This is a genomic window from Flavobacterium luminosum (assembly GCF_023635005.1).
Lineage (GTDB): Bacteria > Bacteroidota > Bacteroidia > Flavobacteriales > Flavobacteriaceae > Flavobacterium > Flavobacterium luminosum.
In genome coordinates this window covers 52,966-73,805 of sequence record NZ_JAMLJM010000006.1, presented here as the reverse complement: position 1 = coordinate 73,805, position 20,840 = coordinate 52,966, and the positions used below count along the sequence as shown (strand labels likewise).

The window sequence follows — 20,840 nt, the reverse complement described above, 5'->3', positions numbered from 1 at the left end:
GAGGATTAGAGATTGGTTTGTGTTGCTTTACTATAAAGGAGAAATGTCTTAATTGAATTAAAATTTAAGTTACCTTGTTAAAAGCATCAATATCAAAAGCTTATCAAGTTAAATTTATTGAAAAAATTAATAAAATCATTATTCTTTAGTAAAACTATATTCTTTTACTTTTCCTTGAATTCCACTGAAATAATCCTTCAATATCTCGAAATCGGCATCTTTATTTCCAGTTGGATAAAACGCTGGAAAAATAATTACTTCTTTATTACCCCAATCAAAAGCAATAGGAATTATTGGAACTTGAGCCTTCAGAGCAATATAGTAAAATCCAGTTTTCCATTCATTGACTTTCTTACGAGTTCCTTCGGGTGAAATGGCTAGACGGAATACTTTTTTCTGTTCAAAAATTTTAGCAATAGCATCGACTTTGTTTTCATTTCGAAATCGATTTAAAGGTGCTCCTCCAACCCATTTGAAATATAATCCGAACGGAAAAGCAAATAATTCTTTCTTACCTACAAAATTTATTTCTAAATCTAGGATTCCTCTCGTTAGCAAACCAATATAGAAATCATGCCAACTGGTATGTGGCACAACGGGAATAACACATTTGGTGATGTTTTGGTCTAAAGTACCAACAATTTTCCATCCCATCAATTTGAAAAATATAAATTGGTAGAGTTTCTTTTTCATATACAACGTTTGCTCAAAAATAACATTATATTTACAATTAGAAAATTTGAATAATGAATTTAAAGCAGTTTTTAAGTTATTTATTTCCTATTACCATAAAAGAAGTTTCTTCCGAAATAAACAAGAATCTAGAAGTCACATGGTACAATGGAAATTTAGTTTTAGATTCTAAAAACACTAATTTTTCGTATGGAAACCTTCAAAAAGTAATGCAGTTTGGCTTGAAACAAATTGGTAAAGAAAAGGTTTCAAATGCTTCAAATGTTTTAATTCTTGGTGTAGCCGGTGGCAGCGTAATTAAAACGTTACGAAAGGATTTTCAAAACAAGGGTAAAATTACCGGTGTAGAGTTAGATGAACAGACCATAACAATTGCCAATGAATATTTCGGATTGAAAACTGTAGAAAATCTGGAGATTGTTATTACTGATGCGGAAGATTTTGTAAAAAAAACGCCTGAAAAATACGATTTGATAATTATTGATATCTTTCAGGATAATTACATGCCGGATTTCTTATTCACAGAAGAATTTCTTGAAGATGTTTTAAAAATTTCTCATCAAAACACCTCTGTTTTTTTCAATTCTATTGTAACTTTAAGTAGTGATTTTGAGAGAAATTATCAATTTGAAAAAATAGCCCGTAATTTATTTAGTTCTGTTTCTAAATTTTCCAAAATTGAAGGCGATAACGAAATTTTTATTCTATGCGTTTAAAAATAATTTTTCGAAAATTAATACTAGGTAAAAATTATTACAAGGACAAATCCTCATTTAGTCCTTTACAAAAACGCATTCAAAATATCCGATCGATTTGGAATAACGATCATCAGGATGATAGTGGTTTAGAAAAAGTGGTCCGTTTATTTCTATCGTCCTCTCAACTTTTTTTCCCAGGAATCTACATCAAACAAATAGCTTATAAAATCAATCATATTTATCTAGATGTAATTTTGGACTTATATGTTTTATTTAAAGTTTTTATTCCAATTATTATACTTAAAAATCAATGGCAGAATAATTTAGTTATTGATTTAATTGTTATTTATCTGCTTTTAGAAACAGTTTTGTACATCCCAACACTCATTTTTGCATCCGATTCCTTATCGCGACCAAGATCCTACAAACGTTCTATGTTATTACTGTTTCTGAATTACTTAGAAGTAGTGCTAGGATTTGCTGTGTTGTATTCCATAGGAAATCAGATGAATAAACCTTTTTCTCATTGGTTTGAAGCAATTTACTTTAGTACCGTTACTTCCAACTCTGTAGGATATGGAGATTATTATCCCGTAACCTTATTCGGAAAAATTTTGGTTAGCCTTCAATCGATGTTTTTTCTCTCTTTTGTGGTTCTTTTTCTTAACTTTTTTTCCAATAAAATTAAATCTAACGGATATTTTGATCACGAAAACGATTCACTATAGCATTTTTCTGGCTTTTTCAAGATCTTCAGGAGTATCTATACCAATACCGGCGTGAGTGGTTTCGATCATTTTAATTCGTTTCCCGTATTCTAAATAGCGTAACTGTTCTAACTTTTCTGAAGCTTCCAAAGACAACATTGGCAATCTGTAAAAATCCAATAACGCTTCTTTTCGAAAAGCATAAATACCAATATGTTTCATATAACGAACGCCTACATTTTCTTCTCTAGGATACGGAATTACAGAACGTGAAAAATACAATGCAAATCCTTGCTGATCCACAACCACTTTAACATTGTTAGGATTATCAATATCCGATTTATCTTTAATTTCAAACATCAATGAGGCTAGATCTACTTTTTTATCGATATCATTTATAAAAACTTCTATTACTTTTTCTAGAGGCTCTTTGTTTATAAATGGTTCATCACCTTGTACATTGATCACTACATCCACCTCCATATTTTCAACAGCTTCCGCAATACGGTCGCTACCACTTTCGTGAGATTTTATACTCATGATGGCTTTTCCGTTATGAGAGATAATTTCATTGTAAATCAAATCAGAATCGGTAACCACAAAGACATCATCAAACAATTGCGTTGCTACAGCAGCTTCGTAAGTTCTCAGGATTACTGTTTTTCCTCCCAAATCTTGCATTAATTTAGCGGGGAAACGAGTAGAAGCATAACGGGCAGGTATTACGGCAATTATTTTCATAGTTCTAATAGAATGGACTTATTTATTTTTAAAAATCAATTTTGTTGATTTTATTTCTTTTAATTTTTCGGCATCTTTAAGGGTAAAATTCACAAAGGTTTCCTCGGGTTCATACTGATAAACGACCACTGAATCTGTAACATAATCTGTTAAATGTGTGAGACATTTGTTTTGATTTATTAATAAAACGTCTCCGTATTTTACCAAAAAGCCAACCTCTTTATTATTCACCATGACAAAATAATAATTGTCAGAATCATATTGATGATACATTTTTGCAAACTCCCCGTATTTATAGTCAATATTGGCATTTATAATTGAAAAATACAAGAATGTTGATAACAAAACTATTACGGTTATTATTGAAAATAATATATATTTAAATTTCATATTTTTAACTTTATCCTTTAAAATAATCTTCTTTAAAACCAATCAGATATAATTTATCCTTGGCTCTAGTGATGGCTGTATACAACCATCTTACATAATCCACATCGATTCCGTTTGGTAAATAAGGCTGCTCGATAAAAACCGTATTCCATTGACCTCCTTGAGATTTATGACAAGTAATAGCATAAGAAAACTTTACTTGTAAGGCATTAAAAAACTCATTGTTTTTAACCTTTAACAATCTTTTGTAGGCAGCCGTTTCGTTTTCATAATCTTTCATAACTTCTTGATACAATCGGTTTGATTCTTCATAAGTTAATGATGGTGACTCACTGGTAATGGTATCTAACAATAGAATAGTATCGAAAGGGCGCTGATCCGGATAATCTATCATTCTAATTTTAACAACTGCAAATTTAAAACCATACAATTCTTTGATACTTCTGATTTCCAATACTTCAATGATATCGCCATTAGCTATAAAACCAGCTTCGTCGGATTCTTTTAACCAAAAGTAATTGTTTTTTACGACCATAAGCAAATCGCCTGCTGAAAGTTCACTTTCTTTTCCTAAAATTTTAGAACGGATTTGTTGATTGTACTGATTGGCTCTTTTATTAGAACGCACTATAAAAGTAGTATCTTCTATACTGTAATTACTGTAAGCCTGATTAATAGCGTCTTGAATATCATAGCCATCGGTTAAACGAATGATATCCTTAAAACCTTTGAGTTTAAATTGAAAATCGGTAATGAAACTATCTTTCAGTAATTCGCGTAATTCGGTAGCATTATACAATATTCCCGAATTTTCTTCTTGTCGCATGACTTCATCTAACTCAATAGAAATAATTTCTTTGTTATAATTCAGTCCTAAAGTATCAGTATTTAAAGCAGGAGAAATATCCAAATGTACAGGCGGCAACTGAGCGGTATCTCCAACAAGAATCATTTTACAATTGTCTCCGGAATACACATAAGAAATCAAATCGTCTAGCAACGAACCGTTTGCATACATTTTAGATTCTGAATCAATATCAGAAATCATAGAGGATTCATCAATAATGAATATCGTGTCCCGATGTTTATTGGGTTGTAAAGTAAAACTAACTCCCCCACCTTGACTTTTTTTAGGAAAATAAATTTTTTTATGAATGGTATAAGCAGGCTTATTGGAATAGTTTGAAATAACTTTTGCTGCTCGACCCGTGGGTGCCAAAAGAACGTATTTTTTTCGCACCTCTATCAGATTGTTAACAATAGTGGAAATCACCGTAGTTTTTCCTGTTCCAGCATAACCCTTAAGAACAAAAATTTCATTTTTATGCGGACTAGAGATAAATTCAGCAATTTTTAAGAAAAAAACATCTTGTTTTACAGTAGGTTGAAAAGGGAATTTTTTTCGTAAAACATTGTAAAACAATTGAGAACTCATTTTTTAACTTTGAAATTATAATTTTCAAATATAACTCATTTTACTCAACTTTTTCCTATTCTACTTCAGCTAAATCTTGTGTAAATACAAGCTATAATAAATATTGTAAAAAAAATTGTAGTTTTGTTCCGTAATGATTAAAAATCAATAATGCAGACGTCAAATTCTACTATTCTCGATAAAAAATACAGCAAATTAGTACTTCAAATTTCTTTATCAGAAGTATCGTTTTGTATTGTAGACACTTTGAACAATCATATTGAAATTTTCAGCAAACACCCTATCGACAAATCATTACAACTTAATGAAATAGAAAAGAGTATCGTTAGTTTCATTAAAAACACAACAGTACTTCAGAATAATTTTGATGACATCATTGTTTTGTACAATAACAACCTCAATACTTTTGTTCCTCAAGTTTTGTTTGATGAAAATTATCTAAGTAGCTATTTGCAATATACTATTAAGGTATTTGAAAATGATTTTATAACTTACGATGAAATTCCAAATTACGAGATGAATAATGTTTATATCCCGTATGCAAACATCAATAATGCGCTGATTGATATTTTTGGAAATTTTACGTATAGACATGCTGCTTCTATTTTAGTGAAAAAAATATTAGATGTGAGCAAAAACATTGAAGAACCTCAGGTTTTTGTGCATTGTCAAAAAAACGCTTTTCAAATAATCGCTGTAAAAAACCAACAATTATTGTTGTATAATTCATTTGAATATAAAACCAAAGAAGATTTTATCTATTATCTACTTTTTTGTACAGAACAATTGCAACTTAATCCTGAAACTTTTAGTTTAAAATTTTTAGGAAACATTTCAAAAGAAGACGATATCTATCAAATTACATATAAATACATTCGCAATGTTTCTTTATATGCCGATTACAATGAAATCGAGAGGAAATTTTCTCCAAACGATTATTTACAAAACTTTATACTAATTCACGGATGCGAATAATTTCAGGAAAATACAAAGGAAGACGTATTAATCCGCCTAAAAACTTACCCGTTCGGCCTACAACCGACATGTGTAAAGAAGCTTTGTTTAATGTTTTAAACAATTATTTTAATTTTACAGGACTACGAGTTTTAGATTTATTTGCTGGAACAGGAAGTATTAGTTACGAATTTGCCTCACGTGGCAGCGAAGCTATTACAAGTGTAGATGGTGATATGGGCTGTGTGAATTTTATCAAAAAAACAGCTAAAGAATTCGATTTAGATATTACTCCGATAAAAAGTGATGTTTTTAAATTTCTAGAAAAAAACAAAGGAACTTACGACGTTATTTTTGCAGATCCTCCCTACGACATGGAACAAAAGGATTTTGAAAAAATAATTGAACTTATCTTTGAAAATAATCTTTTGGATGATGAAGGAATTTTAATCGTAGAGCATTCAAAATATACAAAACTAGACCATATGAATCATTTTTCTTTCGAAAAAAGTTATGGTGGTTCAGTTTTTACTTTCTTTGAATTTGAGTTTGATGAAGAAGAAACAGAATCTTCAGAAGAAGAATAAAAAAAGAGGAGTTTATTTGACTCCTCTTTTTTTAATTAACATTCAATACTTTATGAGTGTTTTCTATGGCTTTTTCATTTTTATAATCAATCCAATCTTGTCCTTTCCACTTACGCATCAAAACATCAAAATGGCGCATAATGAAAACATTATAAGAGGCCTTAGCTAGATTCCCTAATTTTCTTGGAAAAGCTCTCAAACTCATAGAAAATCCTGGCGTAACATATTTCATATAATGCCAATATCCTTCAGGCATGTAAAGCATTTCGCCATGATTTAAATTACAAACGAAGCCTTCGGCATATTGCAAAGCTGGAAATTTATCAAAATCTGGATTATCAAAATCGATATCTTCGCGAGAAATTAAAGAATGAGGAACTTTATACAAGTACTTTGATTGTTCTGGAGCAAATAGAATACATTGTTTTTTTCCATGAAAGTGAAAATGCAAAATATTAGAATAATCAATATCAAAATGCATAAAAACTTTCGAATTTTCACCACCAAAAAACAACATTGGTAGTTGTTTAACCAATCTTAAACCTATATTTGGCCATTTAAAATCGTTTTGAAGAACCGGCACTTCTTTCATTAAATTGTATAGAAAAATACGATAGTTTGTAGGTTCTTTCAACATTAAATCAATGTAATCGCTCATTTTCATTTTGGCATGAGCTTCATTAAATCCATCTTTGTGCGATACAGGACGATCATCATATAAAGGTACCGTTTTATCGCCTGCTACCTCCTTAATATATTCTAATTTCCATTTTTCGTAAGCGGGCCAATCCTTGGTCAATTGTTCTATTACAACAGGACGCTGTTTTTTTACGTAGTTATTATAAAAATCTTCTTTAGAAATGCTTTTAACCCTCGGAATTTCAACTAAATTCAGTTTCATAAAACAATTTTAGACTTCTAATATACAAAAAAAAGCAGACCTGTAAGCCGGATTCTGTACCTCGCCGAAGCGGGCCCTTATCATTTATCTAGGTCATACATTACTGTAAGACTCAAGCTGCCTACCCCTCAGCAACGAACGAGTAATCCTTAACTGCTGATATACATGGCATTTCACCGCATAGAGTTTACCTGGTTTCACTACAGCATTACCTGTACATACTTTCTGTTGCACTTGTCCTCGCCTTTCGACGGACGGGTGTTACCCGCTATGCTACTCTGTGGTGTCCGGACTTTCCTCCCTCTTATTGAAAAACAATAAAACGACGATAAGGCGGTCTGCGATGCAAAAATACTAATTTCTTTTCAAGTGTGGCGCGTAAAATATAAACATAGAGATTCCTGGAGAATAAATCCTAAATCAACTAAAAAAAGCCTAATTTTTATCAAAAAAACAATTGTGATAAAAAAATATAATTCATTTTTTTTACACATAAATTGAATTATATGTTGTTTTATTTAGTTTTTATTGTATTTTTGTTGAAACTAACAAATAAAAACTAAAAAAATGAAAAAACAAACCATTAAGCTTTTTATGCTTTTAGCATTAGGGGTAACGCTTACAAATTGTACCTCTGAAACTGATTTTTCAAATTCAGAAAATGAAAAAACATCAAAAGTAGGTCAAAATGCAAACTACGAAGCCAATGAAGTATTAGTAAAATTTAAAGAAGGTACTTCAGAAAGCAAAAAATCTGAAATTCTATCATTAATCGGAGGTAAAGTTAATGAGAGAATTTTAACAAAAATGATGGAAAGAAAAGGGCAAAAAGAAGGAATCAATGTTGTGAGTGTTCCAATTAATGCTTTTGATGCTATAGCAAAAGCTAAAGGAATTACGGATATTGAATACATCGAGCCAAACTATATCTATCAACACAATGCTACCTCAAATGACACCTATTACACTAATGGTTCTCTTTGGGGAATGTATGGAAGTGCAACCTCTCCGGCAAATCAATACGGTACTAATGCAGCATCACAATGGGCAGCAGGAGCTACAGGATCTAACACTGTATACATAGGTATTATTGATGAAGGTTATATGTACAACCACGAAGACCTAGCGGCAAATGCAGGTAAAAATCCTGGAGAAGTTGCAGGAAACGGATTAGATGATGATGGTAACGGATTAGTTGATGATGTTTATGGCTGGGACTTTGCTGGAAACGATTCTCAAGTTTTCGATGGAGCTGGTGATGATCACGGAACACATTGTGCAGGTACAATTGGTGCTGTTGGAGGAAATGGAAAAGGAGTTGCAGGAGTAGTATGGAATGTAAAATTATTGAGCGGTAAATTTCTAGGTAGCCGTGGTGGTACTACTGCAAATGCTATCAAAGCTATCGATTATTTTACAGATCTTAAATTAAGACATGGAATTAATCTAGTAGCTACGAACAACTCTTGGGGTGGCGGAGGCTTCTCACAAGGATTACAGGATGCTATAGAAAGAGCTAATCAAGCTGGAATTTTGTTCATTGCTGCTGCAGGAAACAATTCAAGCAACAATGACGCTACTGCAAACTATCCTTCTAATTATCCTAACTCTAATATTATTGCAGTTGCTTCAATCACTAATACAGGTGGTTTATCTAGCTTTTCAAACTATGGTGCAACACAAGTAGATTTAGGTGCTCCAGGTTCTGGAATTTGGTCAACTGTACCAGTTAGTTCTAAAGGAAAAGTGATTTCTAGCTATGCAAGTTATAACGGAACATCAATGGCGACTCCGCATGTTACAGGTGCTGTAGCGTTATATGCTTCTAAAAATCCTGGTGCTAGTTTAACTACAATCAAAAATGCTATACTTTCTAATGTAACTCCAACTGCTTCTCTTTCTGGGAAAACAGTTACTGGAGGAAGATTGAATGTAACTAATTTCTAATATTATAAAATTTAGATTAGTAGGAAGCTGTCTCATTCTTGAGGCAGCTTTTTTTATAAAAATAACTGCTGAAAATAAAGTAAATCAGTCATAAATAAGTCAACGAATTATTTTATCTATAAATTCAGGTCTACTTCTTAAATCCTGATACGAGATGACTAAAGAAAATGATTCACAGATATAAACATAAATATTTAACCCTTTAAGCTTTATTAACTAATCAGGGTTAGTGCATTGAAAATTAAAAAGATTAAAACTAAATCTATAAGATAAATTATAATTCAAAAAAGGCGCAAGTTCAAAAATCAAACTTGCGCCTTTTTATTTTTTTGAGTCAAATATTTTTATTTTTTTACTTCATATCGAGATGATTTCTCGTTATACGCATACTTCGTTGATTTGTTCTTCATTTTTAGAAAAAATTCACCTGTAGGTAATAACTGAAACTCGTATCCTTCACTACGTTTTTTATATTGCGTTTCTGAAGCTGTTTTAAGTTTGTCTAGAAAAACAATTTCTTCAGTATCTATTGCTTTTTGAGTATTTCCGATCAGCAAAGTTTTAGTAGCCGGATTCCATATTTGATTTTCCGTAATAGCTATTTTATCTTTTTTTAATTTGGTTTCAGTCTTTACATTTTCATTCCAAGTAACGCAATAAAAAGTGTTAGCTTTAATTTTGACAGGAGTAATTTTGATATTTATAGGATTAAAATCAGAATTATTTTTAGCAAGTAGCATACTGTCTTTAGAAACCACCAAAAAAAGATCTTTTTTCTTATTGTAAACTACTTTTGCATCTCCAGATTTAGCAACAGCATTAGCCGATTTCGAAGATTTTTGTTTTTTCTTTTGACCGTAAGATAAACTTACTGACAGAATCATTAATAATAGGGCAATTTTTTTCATAGTTATGGTGTTTTTGGTTATGCCAATATATTAAAAATATCCGTTGAAAAAACAAAAATAAAATGAAGTAATTTTTATTTTATTCAGCAATGGCGTTAAGTAAAAGTTGAGCCGTTGCTTCATTGGTTGCTAAAGGCACATTATGAACATCGCAAATACGAATAAGCATATTAATATCGGGTTCATGAGGATGACTACTCATGGGATCTTTAAAAAAAAGTACCATTTTGCATTTTCCTACAGCTACTCGTGCAGCAATCTGGGCATCTCCCCCCATTGGCCCACTCAACATTTTTTTAACTTTAATACCTGCGGCTTCTGCTTTACTCCCGGTTGTTCCTGTAGCAATGATTTTGATATTCTCTTTATGTAAAATTTCCTTGTTTTTATTCAGAAACTGAACCATGTCAGCTTTCTTTCCATCGTGTGCAATAATGGCTATTTCCATAATTATTTGTTTAAAATATGATATTGAATCAATCCGTCTATCGGGCGACGCAATACATTACCCAATTTGATTCCTTCTTTATCTAAAACAGATTGCAATTCCTCTTTTAAATAAAAAGCAATAGACCCGATGAAGTGAACAGGAACTTCTTTATAATTTTCGTATTGTTTGATATAATTTTCTACAAAAGACTCTATCTCTTTAAAGATATAATAACGACAAAATTCGGTGTCTTTGTGTTTGATAAGAAACTTAGCAAACTTGGCTAAATAAGCATTAGGATTGGGTTGTTTGTAAAGATTGTGTTTTACCGGATCTGGTTCAACATTGAATTCCTTTTCAAACTCTTGTGCTAAATCCTTCGGCATCTTATTGAAATAATAAGCTCTTAACAAATGACGTCCGAATCGATTTCCTGAACAATCATCCATAACGATATATCCTAAGGATTGCACTTTTTGATGTAAAATCTGCCCATCATAATAACTGCAGTTGGAACCGGTTCCTAAAATACAAACAATGGCTTTTTGCTCTTTAGATGTGGTTGCAAAAACAGCAGCATAAGTATCCTCATGGACAGTTACTAAAGCATTTGGAAAATATTCCTGAAAAACCTGAGTCAAAAATATTTTCATTCTATCGGTACCACAACCAGCCCCGTAGAAAAACAAATGAGTCACTTGATTTTTATTGTGTGAAATATCGAAACGATCTTCTAATCGAATTATTATTTCGTCTTTTGATAAAACTTCGGGGTTTAATCCTAAGGTTTGTGTGGTAAACAACACTTTTCCTTCATCGTTTATGGCAATCCAATCGGCTTTTGTAGAACCACTATCTACGAGTAATTTCATTACTAATTATAAATTTTGAGTTAAGAGTTTTTAGCCCCGATAGTAGCGGTATCCTTTTTTCGTTATTGTTTATACTCTTTTTTGAAGTCATTAAACTATCGAAAAAAGATAAAGCGGATAGCGGGAAATAGCTCCGAATAAAAAAAATCCCGTTAATAAAAACTAACGGGAGATAAATATAGGAGAATTATTTTAAATCTGCTATGTGTACTGCTAAATCTATCAATTTGCTTGAGTATCCGTACTCGTTATCATACCAAGAAACAATTTTGAAAAATGTTTCGTTGAGACCAATTCCGGCTTTTGCATCAACAATAGAAGTGCAAGTTTCTCCAACAAAATCTTGTGAAACCACATCATCTTCAGTAAATCCTAAAATCCCTTTCATTGATGTTTGACTGGCGTTTTTCAATACCTGCATGATTTCATCATAAGTTGTTTCTTTGGCTAACTTCACGGTTAAATCTACTACAGAAACATCGGCTACTGGTACTCGCATAGACATTCCGGTTAATTTTCCGTTTAGACTTGGAATTACTTTCCCTACAGCTTTTGCTGCTCCTGTTTGTGAAGGAATTATGTTGAGAAGCGCCGCTCTTCCGCCACGGAAATCTTTACGTGAAGGTCCATCAACAGTTAATTGTGTAGCTGTTGTAGCGTGAATGGTAGTCATTAAACCTTCTACGATTCCGAAATTATCATTAATAACTTTAGCTAAAGGAGCTAAACAATTGGTTGTACAAGAAGCATTAGAAACAATCGTATCTGTAGCCTTAACTTCAAAATGATTTACTCCCATAACAAACATTGGAGCGTCAGCCGATGGAGCAGAAATAACTACTTTTTTAGCTCCTCCATCGATGTGAGCTTGTGCTGTTTCTAGAGTTGTAAAAATACCTGTACACTCTGCAACCACGTCTACATCTACATCTTGATCATCCCATTTAATTAATTTTGGATCTCTTTCTGCTGTAACTCTGATGTACTTATCATTTACGAATAATTTCCCTTCTTTTACTTCTACTTTGCCATTAAAGCGACCATGAACAGAATCGTATTTTAATAAATAAGCAAGATGTTCTACATCTAATAAATCGTTTATGGCAACTACTTCTACATTAGTTCTGTTTAGTGTTTCTCTGAACACAATTCTACCTATACGTCCGAAACCGTTAATTCCTAATCTTACTTTCATTTTGCTTTTTTTTGAATGTTTCGTTTTGACTTTGTGATTGTCACAATAGCTTGAAACGAGGTTGTTGAAATATAAATAAAGAGTTGTGTTGGTGTTGTTGTTAATTTAATCTGTTATGTCGTCATGATTTCTGACACGCGAAGTAATTCTTCGTCTATTCTAGAACTTCCTTTGATGGCTTGCTCTAATGGAGTTAAAACTACTCGATCCTGTTGTAATCCTACCATGTAATTAGATTTACCTTCGAGCAACGATTCAACGGCTTTGACTCCAAGTCTAGAAGCCAAAACACGATCAAAACAAGAAGGTGCACCTCCGCGCTGCATGTGACCTAATACAGAAACGCGCACATCGTATTCAGGTAGGTTTTCTTCAACATATTCTTTAAGTTCAAATACGTTTTTACCTATTTTATCTCCTTCCGAAACCACAACTATACTTGATGATTTTCCGGAAGCTTTACTTCTTTGAAGCGATTCCAAAAGGCGTTCTAATCCTAAATTTTCTTCAGGTATTAATATCTCTTCAGCACCTGCACCGATACCAGCATTTAACGCGATATGACCCGCATCTCGTCCCATTACTTCTACAAAAAATAATCGGTTATGTGAACTTGCCGTATCACGAATTTTATCGATCGCTTCTACAACAGTATTCAGGGCTGTATCGAAACCTAAAGTATGAGTAGTTCCAAAAATATCATTATCGATAGTACCTGGAATTCCCATTACAGGATATCCGAATTCATGATTAAAGATTTCCGCACCCGTAAAAGTTCCGTCACCACCGATAACAACCAAGGCATTTATGCCAGCATCGATTAAATTTTGATGTGCTTTTTGTCTTCCTTCAGGAGTTATGAAATCTTTAGAACGAGCCGATTTTAAGATAGTACCTCCTTTGTTTACGATATTATTTACCGAACGAGGTCCCATTTCTTTAAAATCTCCTTCTATCATTCCTTGATAACCGCGATAAATACCTACACACTCAATGTCATGATAGGCACAAGTACGCACCACGGAACGTATAGCAGCGTTCATTCCCGGGGCATCTCCACCGGATGTCAGTACTCCAATTTTTTTAATAATCTTTGTCATCTACAACTAATTATAAAGTAAAATTAGCAAAGATTTTGAGTTAAAAATAAATACAGAGTTAAAATAACGTAAGGGTTACGAAATTCAAACGTTTTCGTTAATAAGTTTTTTCTCAAAGGGATGTTTAGTCGTTTAAATCAGGGGCTTTATCTTCGTCTTCTTTGGGTTTTTCGGACGATTTTTTCTGGCGCTGTTCGGTAAACTGAATAAATTCTGGAGAATAATCAGAATCTGGAATCTGATCCTTAGACTCTTTCTCTTTTTTCACCTTTTTGCTTCTTAAAACTTTATTGATCAATTCCTTAAAGGTATTGAAATCGACTTCATAAGAAACTCCTAGTCCTTGAGTATACCCAATTCCTTCACCTATATAATTGATATCGTTTTCTCTATTAAAGAAACGTGCTTTTAAAGTTCCGTCTTCATTCAAACGTAATTGAATTTCGACATCACCCACTACAGCAGTTTCGGTAACTCCTCCTACGGGAACACCAAATTTACCGTTGATGGTAATTTTATCACTAATTTGTGTAGAATATGTTACTCCTACTCTACCTTCCGATTGAAAATCAGGATTTCTTCTATCTCCAGTTACTATATAGGGTGCAATTTTGAATTTATCATCACCACTAGAAAATAAATCTTCAAAAAGACTTCCAGCTCTTTCTAATAAATTGCCTGTGATGGCATTTTCTGCTACTCCTTTTTCGGTAAGGAAACTTCCAGTTGACAATAAATAAATTGCTTGTGTCTGACGCGTGTCCGCATCATTTAATTTGTATTCTAATTCCGATTTCAATACAGTACTAACTGTAGGAAAATCAATGGAAATATCCGGAGTAGGATTGGTTAATTGATCGGTTAACTTAATAACCACCTCCGTTGGTACTTTTCTGTTAAACGATGGATTATCTAGTAAAACCGCTGGATTAGCTTCTGTTTTGTAGACTGCCTCCATATTTAAAGTAGCATTCAGAGGGTCTCCGTCCCAAGAAATGTAACCTCCTTTTTTAACTTGGAATTTTTTATCAATAATTCCGCCATATTTAAAATTGTAGGTTCCTTCATACGCTTGGAAATCCCCCCACATGTTGAATTTACCCAACGTATTGATTTCTAACAATAAAGAACCTACCCCACGCCCTTTTAAGCCGTGACCGTTACTTTTGTTGATAATAACTTCAATTTCAGCTACAGGAGTTATATCCAACTCGAAATTTAACTCTAATCCATTATAAGTTCTGGTTTTTCTGGATTTAGCAATTTGATTAACTAAACTATTTTGCGAGGTAAACTTGATATAATCTTTCTCCGTAGTGGCTTCACTATCATTAATAGGTATTTTTATAGACGTTCCTTGCTCCGATTTAGCATTTACATTAATAACTAGCCCGTTAGTTGGACCTTTTATAGAGGCTTCTCCATCAATAAAAGCAATACCGTAATACACCGCTTCATCGGAATCTTTTGTATCCAAAACCAACATCCTATCAGAGTCAATGTTTAAATCTAAAAGCCAATCGGCAAATTTGTTATGGCGGATGGAGCCGTTCAAGCGACCTTGCGTATTGAATTTAGCATCCGTTAAACTGATGTTCCTAAAACTGAATTGATTTTCGGTGACATCTACAATTGAATTTTTACCAAAGTTATAATTGGTATTCAGATAAGGTATCCTAAGACCTGCTTTGTTTAAATACAATCGACCAGTAATATCGGGTTCATCAAAATCTCCAGTAAATTTAGCGGTTCCGGAAGCTAATCCTCTTATATCGGAGAGAATTTCGCCTCCTAAAGGACTAAAGATTCCAAGGTTAAAATCTTCCAATCGTAAATCTAAATCCAATTTCATGTCTTTGCCTTGAACAAATACATTACCATCTGCTGAAAAAGACTCTAAATCATCATTTCGGAGTACAGAATTCACATTGAATTTTGTAAAACTCTCATCTCCTTTAACATCAATATTTAACTTTCCTAACGCTAAATTATTAATATTTAAACTGTCTATTTCTAGAGAAGAAGTGGGTTCATAGATCGATTTTCGTTGCTTAAAGTCTACTATTCCGTTTACTTTTCCTTTAAAATTCAAACTATCAATAGACGGTGTTATTTTATCGAGCTGAACGTCTTTAAAGGAAAGCTGAACATCTTTATATGTAGAATCTTTGAGTTTTCCCATTAATTCGATCATCTGATTGTCGTGTGACAACGAAATCTTTTCAATAGAAAAATCTGTCAACTTTTTATTGAAAACAATTTTATTGTCTTTTTCTTCATGTTCGTTAATAAACCAAAGGAAATTTTTAAAATTCACTTCAGATTTTTTAATCCCTACAACACTATTATTATCTTCATTAATAGTATGATATAAGTTTAAGTTGTAGTAATCTTTTCCTTTTTTACCACCTTTAAATTCTGTTCTAAAAAATAATGTATCGTTTGCTGTTACATTAATCAAGCTCAAATCTGCTACTTTATAGTATTTTGTTTTAATGCTATCCATTTCAATGTAGGCATTATAGAGCGGGTTTTTATTATCGATGTCAATATTGATGTTATCAAATTGATTTCCATAGGCAGTAATTGATGGAGATTTAAAATTGAATTTAAACATTCCATCATTAGAGTCTATTTCTCCTTTCATAAAAGTATTTTCACCTAAAGAAATTTCGGGATAAAAAACCTCTATCAATTTACTGTACACATTGAAGTCAAATTTCACAAATTGACCTTTGCTGACTTTGTTTGGAGAATAGTTAGCATACAAACTTCCTAAAGAATTTTCAATTAAGTCGCCTATTTGATCAAATTTAAATTTACCCACTACTTGACCTTCAACAATATCCGGAGAATTGATTGTTATGGTTCGTACTCGATTTTCATCAAAACTGGAATTTATCTGGAAATCATCAAAGAAATAAGTGTCTTTATTATTTTCGTATGAAGTTTCATTGATATAAATATTCCCATACAAATTATCAATAGAATTCCCTTGCAAATCCATTAGCACATCGCCACGAAATACAGCCACATCATCTTTGGTGTAAATTTTTAATTTTTTAAGATTCGCATATTCAACCTTGGTATGAAATTTATATTTGTTTTCTTTGTTACTTAAATCTAAATTTCCATCAAACTCCATAATCAAGTTAGGATCATTGGCTACGATATTTCCATTGAAAATCGTTTTCTGCATAATTCCATCCACTTCGATATTTTGATAGTTATAGCCATTAAAAAAGAAACTTCTAACATTCCCTTTTATTTTTGTATCGAGATATTTTTCTTTAAAACCTTTCCCGTCTGCATCAAAATCAAGCGTAACAACACCAATGTCATTTCTTCCTAGGAATTTACCCAAATTAAAGTTATCAAATTGAACATTTCCTTTATACGTAGCATTATCGATATGATCTATGTTTGTCATATCTAAATTAGAATAAACATTACCTAAAGCTGTGAAAATTTTTAGATCAGCTTTAATAGTTTTTACGGTCAATTCCGTTGTTCCAGATAGCGTGAAACGTCCTAATTTTTTGAAAGTAGTGGGTAAGTTATCCCCTAAAACTCTGGGCAAAATACTATTTAGATCATCATACGTTGAAGAAACTTCAGAAAAAACACCTTTCATGTAGAAGTCTCCCTTATTTTTTGTAAAAAGGTTTTTAAAATCAAAATCTCCTCTAATTTGAGAATTATTTTCATCAACCAGATACAATTTTCGGGTTTTAAAATTATTCAGACTTCCATATAGTTTACCGTTGATATCAAAAACATGATCTTTACCAAATTCACCATAGAATAAATTCAAATCATTGGTTGAAACCAAGGCTTGATCAATCTTGATATCAAAAATTACTTTATTATTAAAATCTGAAAAATCTTCACGTTTGTAACGAAGTTCAACTTCTCCTTTAAGTATGGAACTAGGTGTTTCCACATCAAGACCTGCTAAACGGATATTTTTTTTGGTATACGTGAAATCAGAACTTAGATTATTAATTACTAATTTTCTATTGTCTACAAAAGACATCTCATGAATCTTCATGGTCACATCGGGACCTAGAATTTGAAAATTAGAAGTATGTGCATTCAGTTTCTTAGCTTCATATACCATCTGATCTTTGGCGTTATCATCAAGAAACCTAAAATGGCTATTCGTTAAATGCATTTCTTTCGCCGTTAGCAAAAATTTCTTTTTACTCGTACTAGGCTTACCATCATCAAAAAGAGCAACAAACTTGTCTAAGTTAGTATCTTTTTCTCCTTTATAATTATGAATATGAAATTCCAACCCGTCCAAACGAACTTCTCCAAAATGAAGATCACCGCCATCCATCAATTTTTTAAGGTCGTATAAATTGGTTTTTAAAACATTAATATGAAAAAGTGTATCCTTTTTATAATCTTTAATAAGGACTCTTTTAAGTTTTACTCCTCCAAAAACAGTGAAGTTTGCTTCTTGAACAGTAATATCGGTACCAAAATCTTTATTTAACTGTTCTGTAGCATACTGTCCCAATTTGGTTTGCACTGAAGGCATGTTTAAAATTATAGCAAGCAGTAACAAGAATATTACTAATCCTAAAAGGATATATAAAACTCTTTTAAAGAAATTCGTAAGACCTGTATTTTTTTTAGTTTCTTCCAATAATTATCAAACAAAAGGTAATTGAAGTACACAACAGAATTGATAAAAAATCTGTATTTTTGGGCTTCGATGTAAAATTATATATTTTAAGTCGTTTTTTCAAATATAACTCAAATTCTATGCCTTTATGTCTACTCCTATATATATATTAGCTATTGAAAGCTCTTGCGATGATACCGCAGCAGCTGTACTGGAAAATAACAGAGTCTTATCTAATGTCGTAGCAAGGCAATCGATACATGAAGAATATGGAGGTGTAGTACCTGAATTGGCTTCTCGTGCCCATCAACAGAATATTGTTCCTGTTATTGATGTTGCCTTGAAAAAAGCCGGAATTTCTAAAGAACAACTTTCAGCTATAGCATTTACCCAAGGTCCAGGATTAATGGGTTCTTTATTGGTAGGTAGTTCATTTGCGAAGTCTATGGCTTTAGCGCTAAACATTCCGTTAATAGCTGTCAATCATATGCATGCCCATATTTTGGCTCATTTTATTGAGGAAGAAGGATACGATAAGCCTGAATTTCCTTTTTTGGCTTTAACAATTTCCGGAGGACACACCCAAATTGTTAAAGTGAATAGTTTTTTTGATATGGAAATTATTGGCGAAACCACAGATGATGCAGTTGGAGAAGCATTTGATAAAACTGCCAAAATCCTAGGACTTCCCTATCCTGGTGGACCTTTAATTGATAAATTTGCTCAGGAAGGAAATCCTCGAGCCTATTCTTTTACTAAACCTAAAGTGGATGGACTAAATTTCAGTTTTAGTGGATTGAAAACGCAGATCCTATATTTTATTCAAAAAAACAGCAAAGAAAATCCTAATTTTATTGAGGAAAACAAAAATAATATTTGTGCTTCTATCCAAAACATTATTATTCAGATCCTAATGGATAAAATTAAAATGGCTGTTCAAGAAACCGGAATAAAACAAATTGCTATTGGCGGAGGTGTTTCTGCTAACAGCGGAATTCGAAAAACATTAAAAGAAACAGAAAATCAATACGGTTGGAAAACTTTTATTCCTAAATTTGAATACACGACAGACAATGCTGCCATGATTGGCATTGTAGGATACCATAAATATTTAGAAAATCACTTTAGTAATGCCGCTACAGTTGCAAAAGCAAGAATAGAATTTTAATATGCAGTTATTTTACAATCCAGATATAACTAATGAATCGGTACAATTTTCTTTCGATAAAGAAGAAAGCAAACATATTATTAAAGTATTACGAAAGAAAGAGTCTGATATTTTACATGTAACCAACGGATTAGGCTATTTATTTACAACTGAAATTATTTTGGCTTCAGAAAAAAAATGTACCGTAAAAATAAATTCTTTCGAACAACAAAAAGCCACCGATTTTTACATACATCTGGCAGTAGCACCAACCAAGATGAACGATCGATACGAATGGTTTTTGGAAAAAGCCACTGAAATAGGTATTCATGAAATTACTCCCATTATCTGTGATCATTCTGAAAGAACTATTATCAAAACAGAGCGTTTCGACAAAATTGTGCAATCTGCCATGAAACAGTCCAACCAATTTTTTTTACCAAAACTAAACGAAGCGGTTTCTTTTCGTCAATTTATAAATCAAAATCATGAAGGTTGTTTGTATATCGCGCATTGCGAAGAGACCGAAAAGAAACTTTTAAAAAACGAAATCCAACCCAAACAACATTACACTTTATTAATTGGTCCTGAAGGTGATTTTTCATCCAAAGAAATTTCCTTAGCTTTAGAAAAGAAATACACCGCTGTATCGTTAGGAAATACTCGTTTAAGAACCGAAACAGCCGCTGTAGTTGCTTGTCACAGTTTTGTCTATTCAAATGAATAAATGATTATGAAGTTAAATTTAATCTTTTGGAGTTTTTTTCTTTGCAATCTTGGTTTTTCTCAAGAAATTGCTTTATTGAAATATAATGGCGGAGGCGATTGGTATGCCAATCCTACATCATTACCCAATTTAATTAAATTTAGCAATCAAAATAGCGGCACTCGAATTAAGGCTAAACCGGCAACAGTATCACCCGGAAGTCCTGATATTTTTTCTTATCCATTTATCCACATGACAGGCCACGGAAACGTAGTTTTTAATTCACAGGAAGCCGAAAATCTTAGAAATTATCTTCTGGCAGGAGGTTTTCTGCACATTGACGACAATTATGGGATGGATCAATATATACGTAAAGAAATAAAAAAAATATTTCCTGATAATCCCTTAATCGAAATCCCAGCAACACATATTATCTTCCAGAAGCCATTCGTTTTTGCTAATGGATTACCAAAAATTCACGAACATGAAGGCAAAAAACCTCAGGCTTATGGAATCTTTGTAAATAACAAATTAGTACTACTATATACCTTTGAATCAGATTTAGGAGATGGTTGGGAAGATTATGAAGTGCATAACGACCCTAAAGAAGTACGAGAAAAAGCCTTAAAAATGGGAACTAATCTATTGAATTTTGTTTTCAATAATTAATTTTTTTAAGAAAGCACAAACCCTCTCTCTTATCAACTCATTTAAAATCTATCCTTTGCAGTTTCTTATTCTTTTTGAGAAGGCTAATTCTTGTGTCGAGTTTTCTTCTTTTCTTCCAAAAAACGAA

At 32.4% G+C, this 20,840-nt stretch carries 19 protein-coding genes and 1 other RNA gene; 8 read left to right on the top strand and 12 right to left on the bottom strand.

Going from position 1 to position 20,840, the window contains the following annotated elements; all coding sequences use genetic code 11:
• Positions 1-138: 138 nt before the first annotated feature.
• On the bottom strand, positions 139-693 hold the full coding sequence (locus tag NAT50_RS08915) for a 1-acyl-sn-glycerol-3-phosphate acyltransferase (protein ID WP_250592926.1): 555 nt from the start codon (positions 691-693) through the stop codon (positions 139-141).
• Between the two features lie 53 nt (positions 694-746).
• On the opposite strand from NAT50_RS08915, the gene NAT50_RS08910 reads away from it, so the two are divergent.
• A complete protein-coding gene (locus tag NAT50_RS08910; RefSeq protein WP_250592925.1) occupies positions 747-1,409 on the top strand; it encodes a spermidine synthase in 663 nt (220 codons plus the stop codon).
• On the top strand, positions 1,400-2,119 hold the full coding sequence (locus NAT50_RS08905; protein ID WP_250592924.1) for a potassium channel family protein: 720 nt from the start codon (positions 1,400-1,402) through the stop codon (positions 2,117-2,119). The genes NAT50_RS08910 and NAT50_RS08905 overlap by 10 nt, the downstream gene beginning before the upstream one ends.
• Here NAT50_RS08905 and kdsB read toward each other — a convergent pair.
• The 3 genes from kdsB to NAT50_RS08890 are packed head-to-tail and all read right to left on the bottom strand — an operon-like array spanning position 2,114 to position 4,664.
• Positions 2,114-2,839 carry a 3-deoxy-manno-octulosonate cytidylyltransferase gene (gene kdsB, locus NAT50_RS08900; protein ID WP_250592923.1) on the bottom strand — a complete coding sequence of 242 codons (726 nt, stop codon included), beginning with the start codon at positions 2,837-2,839 and terminating at the stop codon, positions 2,114-2,116. The genes NAT50_RS08905 and kdsB overlap by 6 nt on opposite strands.
• Positions 2,840-2,857: 18 nt before the next feature.
• Entirely contained in the window at positions 2,858-3,229 is a 372-nt protein-coding gene (locus NAT50_RS08895) for a hypothetical protein (protein WP_250592922.1), read from the bottom strand.
• A gap of 10 nt (positions 3,230-3,239) precedes the next feature.
• Positions 3,240-4,664: an ATP-dependent DNA helicase gene (locus NAT50_RS08890; protein WP_250592921.1), complete on the bottom strand. Its 1,425-nt coding sequence runs from the start codon at positions 4,662-4,664 to the stop codon at positions 3,240-3,242.
• 150 nt (positions 4,665-4,814) lie between these two features.
• Between NAT50_RS08890 and NAT50_RS08885 the strand changes: the two genes are divergently transcribed.
• Positions 4,815-5,639 carry a DUF3822 family protein gene (locus NAT50_RS08885; RefSeq protein WP_250592920.1) on the top strand — a complete coding sequence of 275 codons (825 nt, stop codon included), beginning with the start codon at positions 4,815-4,817 and terminating at the stop codon, positions 5,637-5,639.
• The gene (rsmD, locus tag NAT50_RS08880; protein ID WP_250592919.1) at positions 5,630-6,205 is read left to right on the top strand and encodes a 16S rRNA (guanine(966)-N(2))-methyltransferase RsmD; all 576 of its coding nucleotides are present in this window, start codon (positions 5,630-5,632) and stop codon (positions 6,203-6,205) included. The genes NAT50_RS08885 and rsmD overlap by 10 nt, the downstream gene beginning before the upstream one ends.
• A 31-nt stretch (positions 6,206-6,236) precedes the next feature.
• Here the strand turns inward: rsmD and NAT50_RS08875 are convergent, their stop codons facing one another.
• Positions 6,237-7,106 carry a cupin-like domain-containing protein gene (locus NAT50_RS08875; RefSeq protein ID WP_250592918.1) on the bottom strand — a complete coding sequence of 290 codons (870 nt, stop codon included), beginning with the start codon at positions 7,104-7,106 and terminating at the stop codon, positions 6,237-6,239.
• Between the two features lie 30 nt (positions 7,107-7,136).
• An RNA gene (rnpB, locus tag NAT50_RS08870) (RNase P RNA component class A) lies at positions 7,137-7,448 on the bottom strand.
• A gap of 225 nt (positions 7,449-7,673) precedes the next feature.
• Between rnpB and NAT50_RS08865 the strand changes: the two genes are divergently transcribed.
• Positions 7,674-9,053 (top strand): S8 family peptidase, encoded by a 1,380-nt coding sequence (locus tag NAT50_RS08865; protein ID WP_250592917.1) that lies wholly within the window; start codon positions 7,674-7,676, stop codon positions 9,051-9,053.
• A gap of 344 nt (positions 9,054-9,397) precedes the next feature.
• Here NAT50_RS08865 and NAT50_RS08860 read toward each other — a convergent pair whose 3' ends face one another.
• From NAT50_RS08860 to NAT50_RS08835, 6 genes are all read right to left on the bottom strand, one after another.
• Positions 9,398-9,961: a hypothetical protein gene (locus NAT50_RS08860; RefSeq protein ID WP_250592916.1), complete on the bottom strand. Its 564-nt coding sequence runs from the start codon at positions 9,959-9,961 to the stop codon at positions 9,398-9,400.
• Positions 9,962-10,040: 79 nt separating this feature from the next.
• Positions 10,041-10,409, bottom strand: coding sequence for a methylglyoxal synthase (locus NAT50_RS08855; RefSeq protein ID WP_250592915.1), 369 nt, complete (start codon positions 10,407-10,409; stop codon positions 10,041-10,043).
• A gap of 2 nt (positions 10,410-10,411) precedes the next feature.
• Positions 10,412-11,263 (bottom strand): N-acetylglucosamine kinase, encoded by an 852-nt coding sequence (locus tag NAT50_RS08850; RefSeq protein WP_250592914.1) that lies wholly within the window; start codon positions 11,261-11,263, stop codon positions 10,412-10,414.
• A 187-nt stretch (positions 11,264-11,450) separates the two neighbouring features.
• The gene (gene gap, locus NAT50_RS08845; protein ID WP_250592913.1) at positions 11,451-12,458 is read right to left on the bottom strand and encodes a type I glyceraldehyde-3-phosphate dehydrogenase; all 1,008 of its coding nucleotides are present in this window, start codon (positions 12,456-12,458) and stop codon (positions 11,451-11,453) included.
• A gap of 113 nt (positions 12,459-12,571) precedes the next feature.
• Positions 12,572-13,558, bottom strand: a complete 987-nt coding sequence (pfkA, locus tag NAT50_RS08840) for a 6-phosphofructokinase (RefSeq protein ID WP_250592912.1) — start codon at positions 13,556-13,558, stop codon at positions 12,572-12,574.
• Positions 13,559-13,682: 124 nt separating this feature from the next.
• Positions 13,683-18,104: a translocation/assembly module TamB domain-containing protein gene (locus NAT50_RS08835; RefSeq protein WP_250592911.1), complete on the bottom strand. Its 4,422-nt coding sequence runs from the start codon at positions 18,102-18,104 to the stop codon at positions 13,683-13,685.
• A 235-nt stretch (positions 18,105-18,339) separates the two neighbouring features.
• Between NAT50_RS08835 and tsaD the strand changes: the two genes are divergently transcribed.
• Genes tsaD through NAT50_RS08820 form a run of 3 tightly spaced genes read left to right on the top strand, consistent with a single transcriptional unit; the run spans position 18,340 to position 20,713 of the window.
• Positions 18,340-19,359, top strand: a complete 1,020-nt coding sequence (tsaD, locus tag NAT50_RS08830; protein WP_250592910.1) for a tRNA (adenosine(37)-N6)-threonylcarbamoyltransferase complex transferase subunit TsaD — start codon at positions 18,340-18,342, stop codon at positions 19,357-19,359.
• A gap of 1 nt (position 19,360) precedes the next feature.
• On the top strand, positions 19,361-20,065 hold the full coding sequence (locus NAT50_RS08825) for a 16S rRNA (uracil(1498)-N(3))-methyltransferase (protein WP_250592909.1): 705 nt from the start codon (positions 19,361-19,363) through the stop codon (positions 20,063-20,065).
• A 6-nt stretch (positions 20,066-20,071) separates the two neighbouring features.
• Positions 20,072-20,713: a DUF4159 domain-containing protein gene (locus NAT50_RS08820; RefSeq protein WP_408610665.1), complete on the top strand. Its 642-nt coding sequence runs from the start codon at positions 20,072-20,074 to the stop codon at positions 20,711-20,713.
• Positions 20,714-20,840 lie beyond the last annotated feature (127 nt).

Excerpts from the sequence above, each read along its gene's own strand:
- NAT50_RS08915 (WP_250592926.1), bottom strand. The coding sequence starts at position 693 with ATGAAAAAGAAACTCTACCAATTTATATTTTTCAAATTGATGGGATGG.
- NAT50_RS08910 (WP_250592925.1), top strand. The coding sequence starts at position 747 with ATGAATTTAAAGCAGTTTTTAAGTTATTTATTTCCTATTACCATAAAA.
- NAT50_RS08905 (WP_250592924.1), top strand. The coding sequence starts at position 1,400 with ATGCGTTTAAAAATAATTTTTCGAAAATTAATACTAGGTAAAAATTAT.
- kdsB (WP_250592923.1), bottom strand. The coding sequence starts at position 2,839 with ATGAAAATAATTGCCGTAATACCTGCCCGTTATGCTTCTACTCGTTTC.
- NAT50_RS08895 (WP_250592922.1), bottom strand. The coding sequence starts at position 3,229 with ATGAAATTTAAATATATATTATTTTCAATAATAACCGTAATAGTTTTG.
- NAT50_RS08890 (WP_250592921.1), bottom strand. The coding sequence starts at position 4,664 with ATGAGTTCTCAATTGTTTTACAATGTTTTACGAAAAAAATTCCCTTTT.
- NAT50_RS08885 (WP_250592920.1), top strand. The coding sequence starts at position 4,815 with ATGCAGACGTCAAATTCTACTATTCTCGATAAAAAATACAGCAAATTA.
- rsmD (WP_250592919.1), top strand. The coding sequence starts at position 5,630 with ATGCGAATAATTTCAGGAAAATACAAAGGAAGACGTATTAATCCGCCT.
- NAT50_RS08875 (WP_250592918.1), bottom strand. The coding sequence starts at position 7,106 with ATGAAACTGAATTTAGTTGAAATTCCGAGGGTTAAAAGCATTTCTAAA.
- NAT50_RS08865 (WP_250592917.1), top strand. The coding sequence starts at position 7,674 with ATGAAAAAACAAACCATTAAGCTTTTTATGCTTTTAGCATTAGGGGTA.
- NAT50_RS08860 (WP_250592916.1), bottom strand. The coding sequence starts at position 9,961 with ATGAAAAAAATTGCCCTATTATTAATGATTCTGTCAGTAAGTTTATCT.
- NAT50_RS08855 (WP_250592915.1), bottom strand. The coding sequence starts at position 10,409 with ATGGAAATAGCCATTATTGCACACGATGGAAAGAAAGCTGACATGGTT.
- NAT50_RS08850 (WP_250592914.1), bottom strand. The coding sequence starts at position 11,263 with ATGAAATTACTCGTAGATAGTGGTTCTACAAAAGCCGATTGGATTGCC.
- gap (WP_250592913.1), bottom strand. The coding sequence starts at position 12,458 with ATGAAAGTAAGATTAGGAATTAACGGTTTCGGACGTATAGGTAGAATT.
- pfkA (WP_250592912.1), bottom strand. The coding sequence starts at position 13,558 with ATGACAAAGATTATTAAAAAAATTGGAGTACTGACATCCGGTGGAGAT.
- NAT50_RS08835 (WP_250592911.1), bottom strand. The coding sequence starts at position 18,104 with ATGCCTTCAGTGCAAACCAAATTGGGACAGTATGCTACAGAACAGTTA.
- tsaD (WP_250592910.1), top strand. The coding sequence starts at position 18,340 with ATGTCTACTCCTATATATATATTAGCTATTGAAAGCTCTTGCGATGAT.
- NAT50_RS08825 (WP_250592909.1), top strand. The coding sequence starts at position 19,361 with ATGCAGTTATTTTACAATCCAGATATAACTAATGAATCGGTACAATTT.
- NAT50_RS08820 (WP_408610665.1), top strand. The coding sequence starts at position 20,072 with ATGAAGTTAAATTTAATCTTTTGGAGTTTTTTTCTTTGCAATCTTGGT.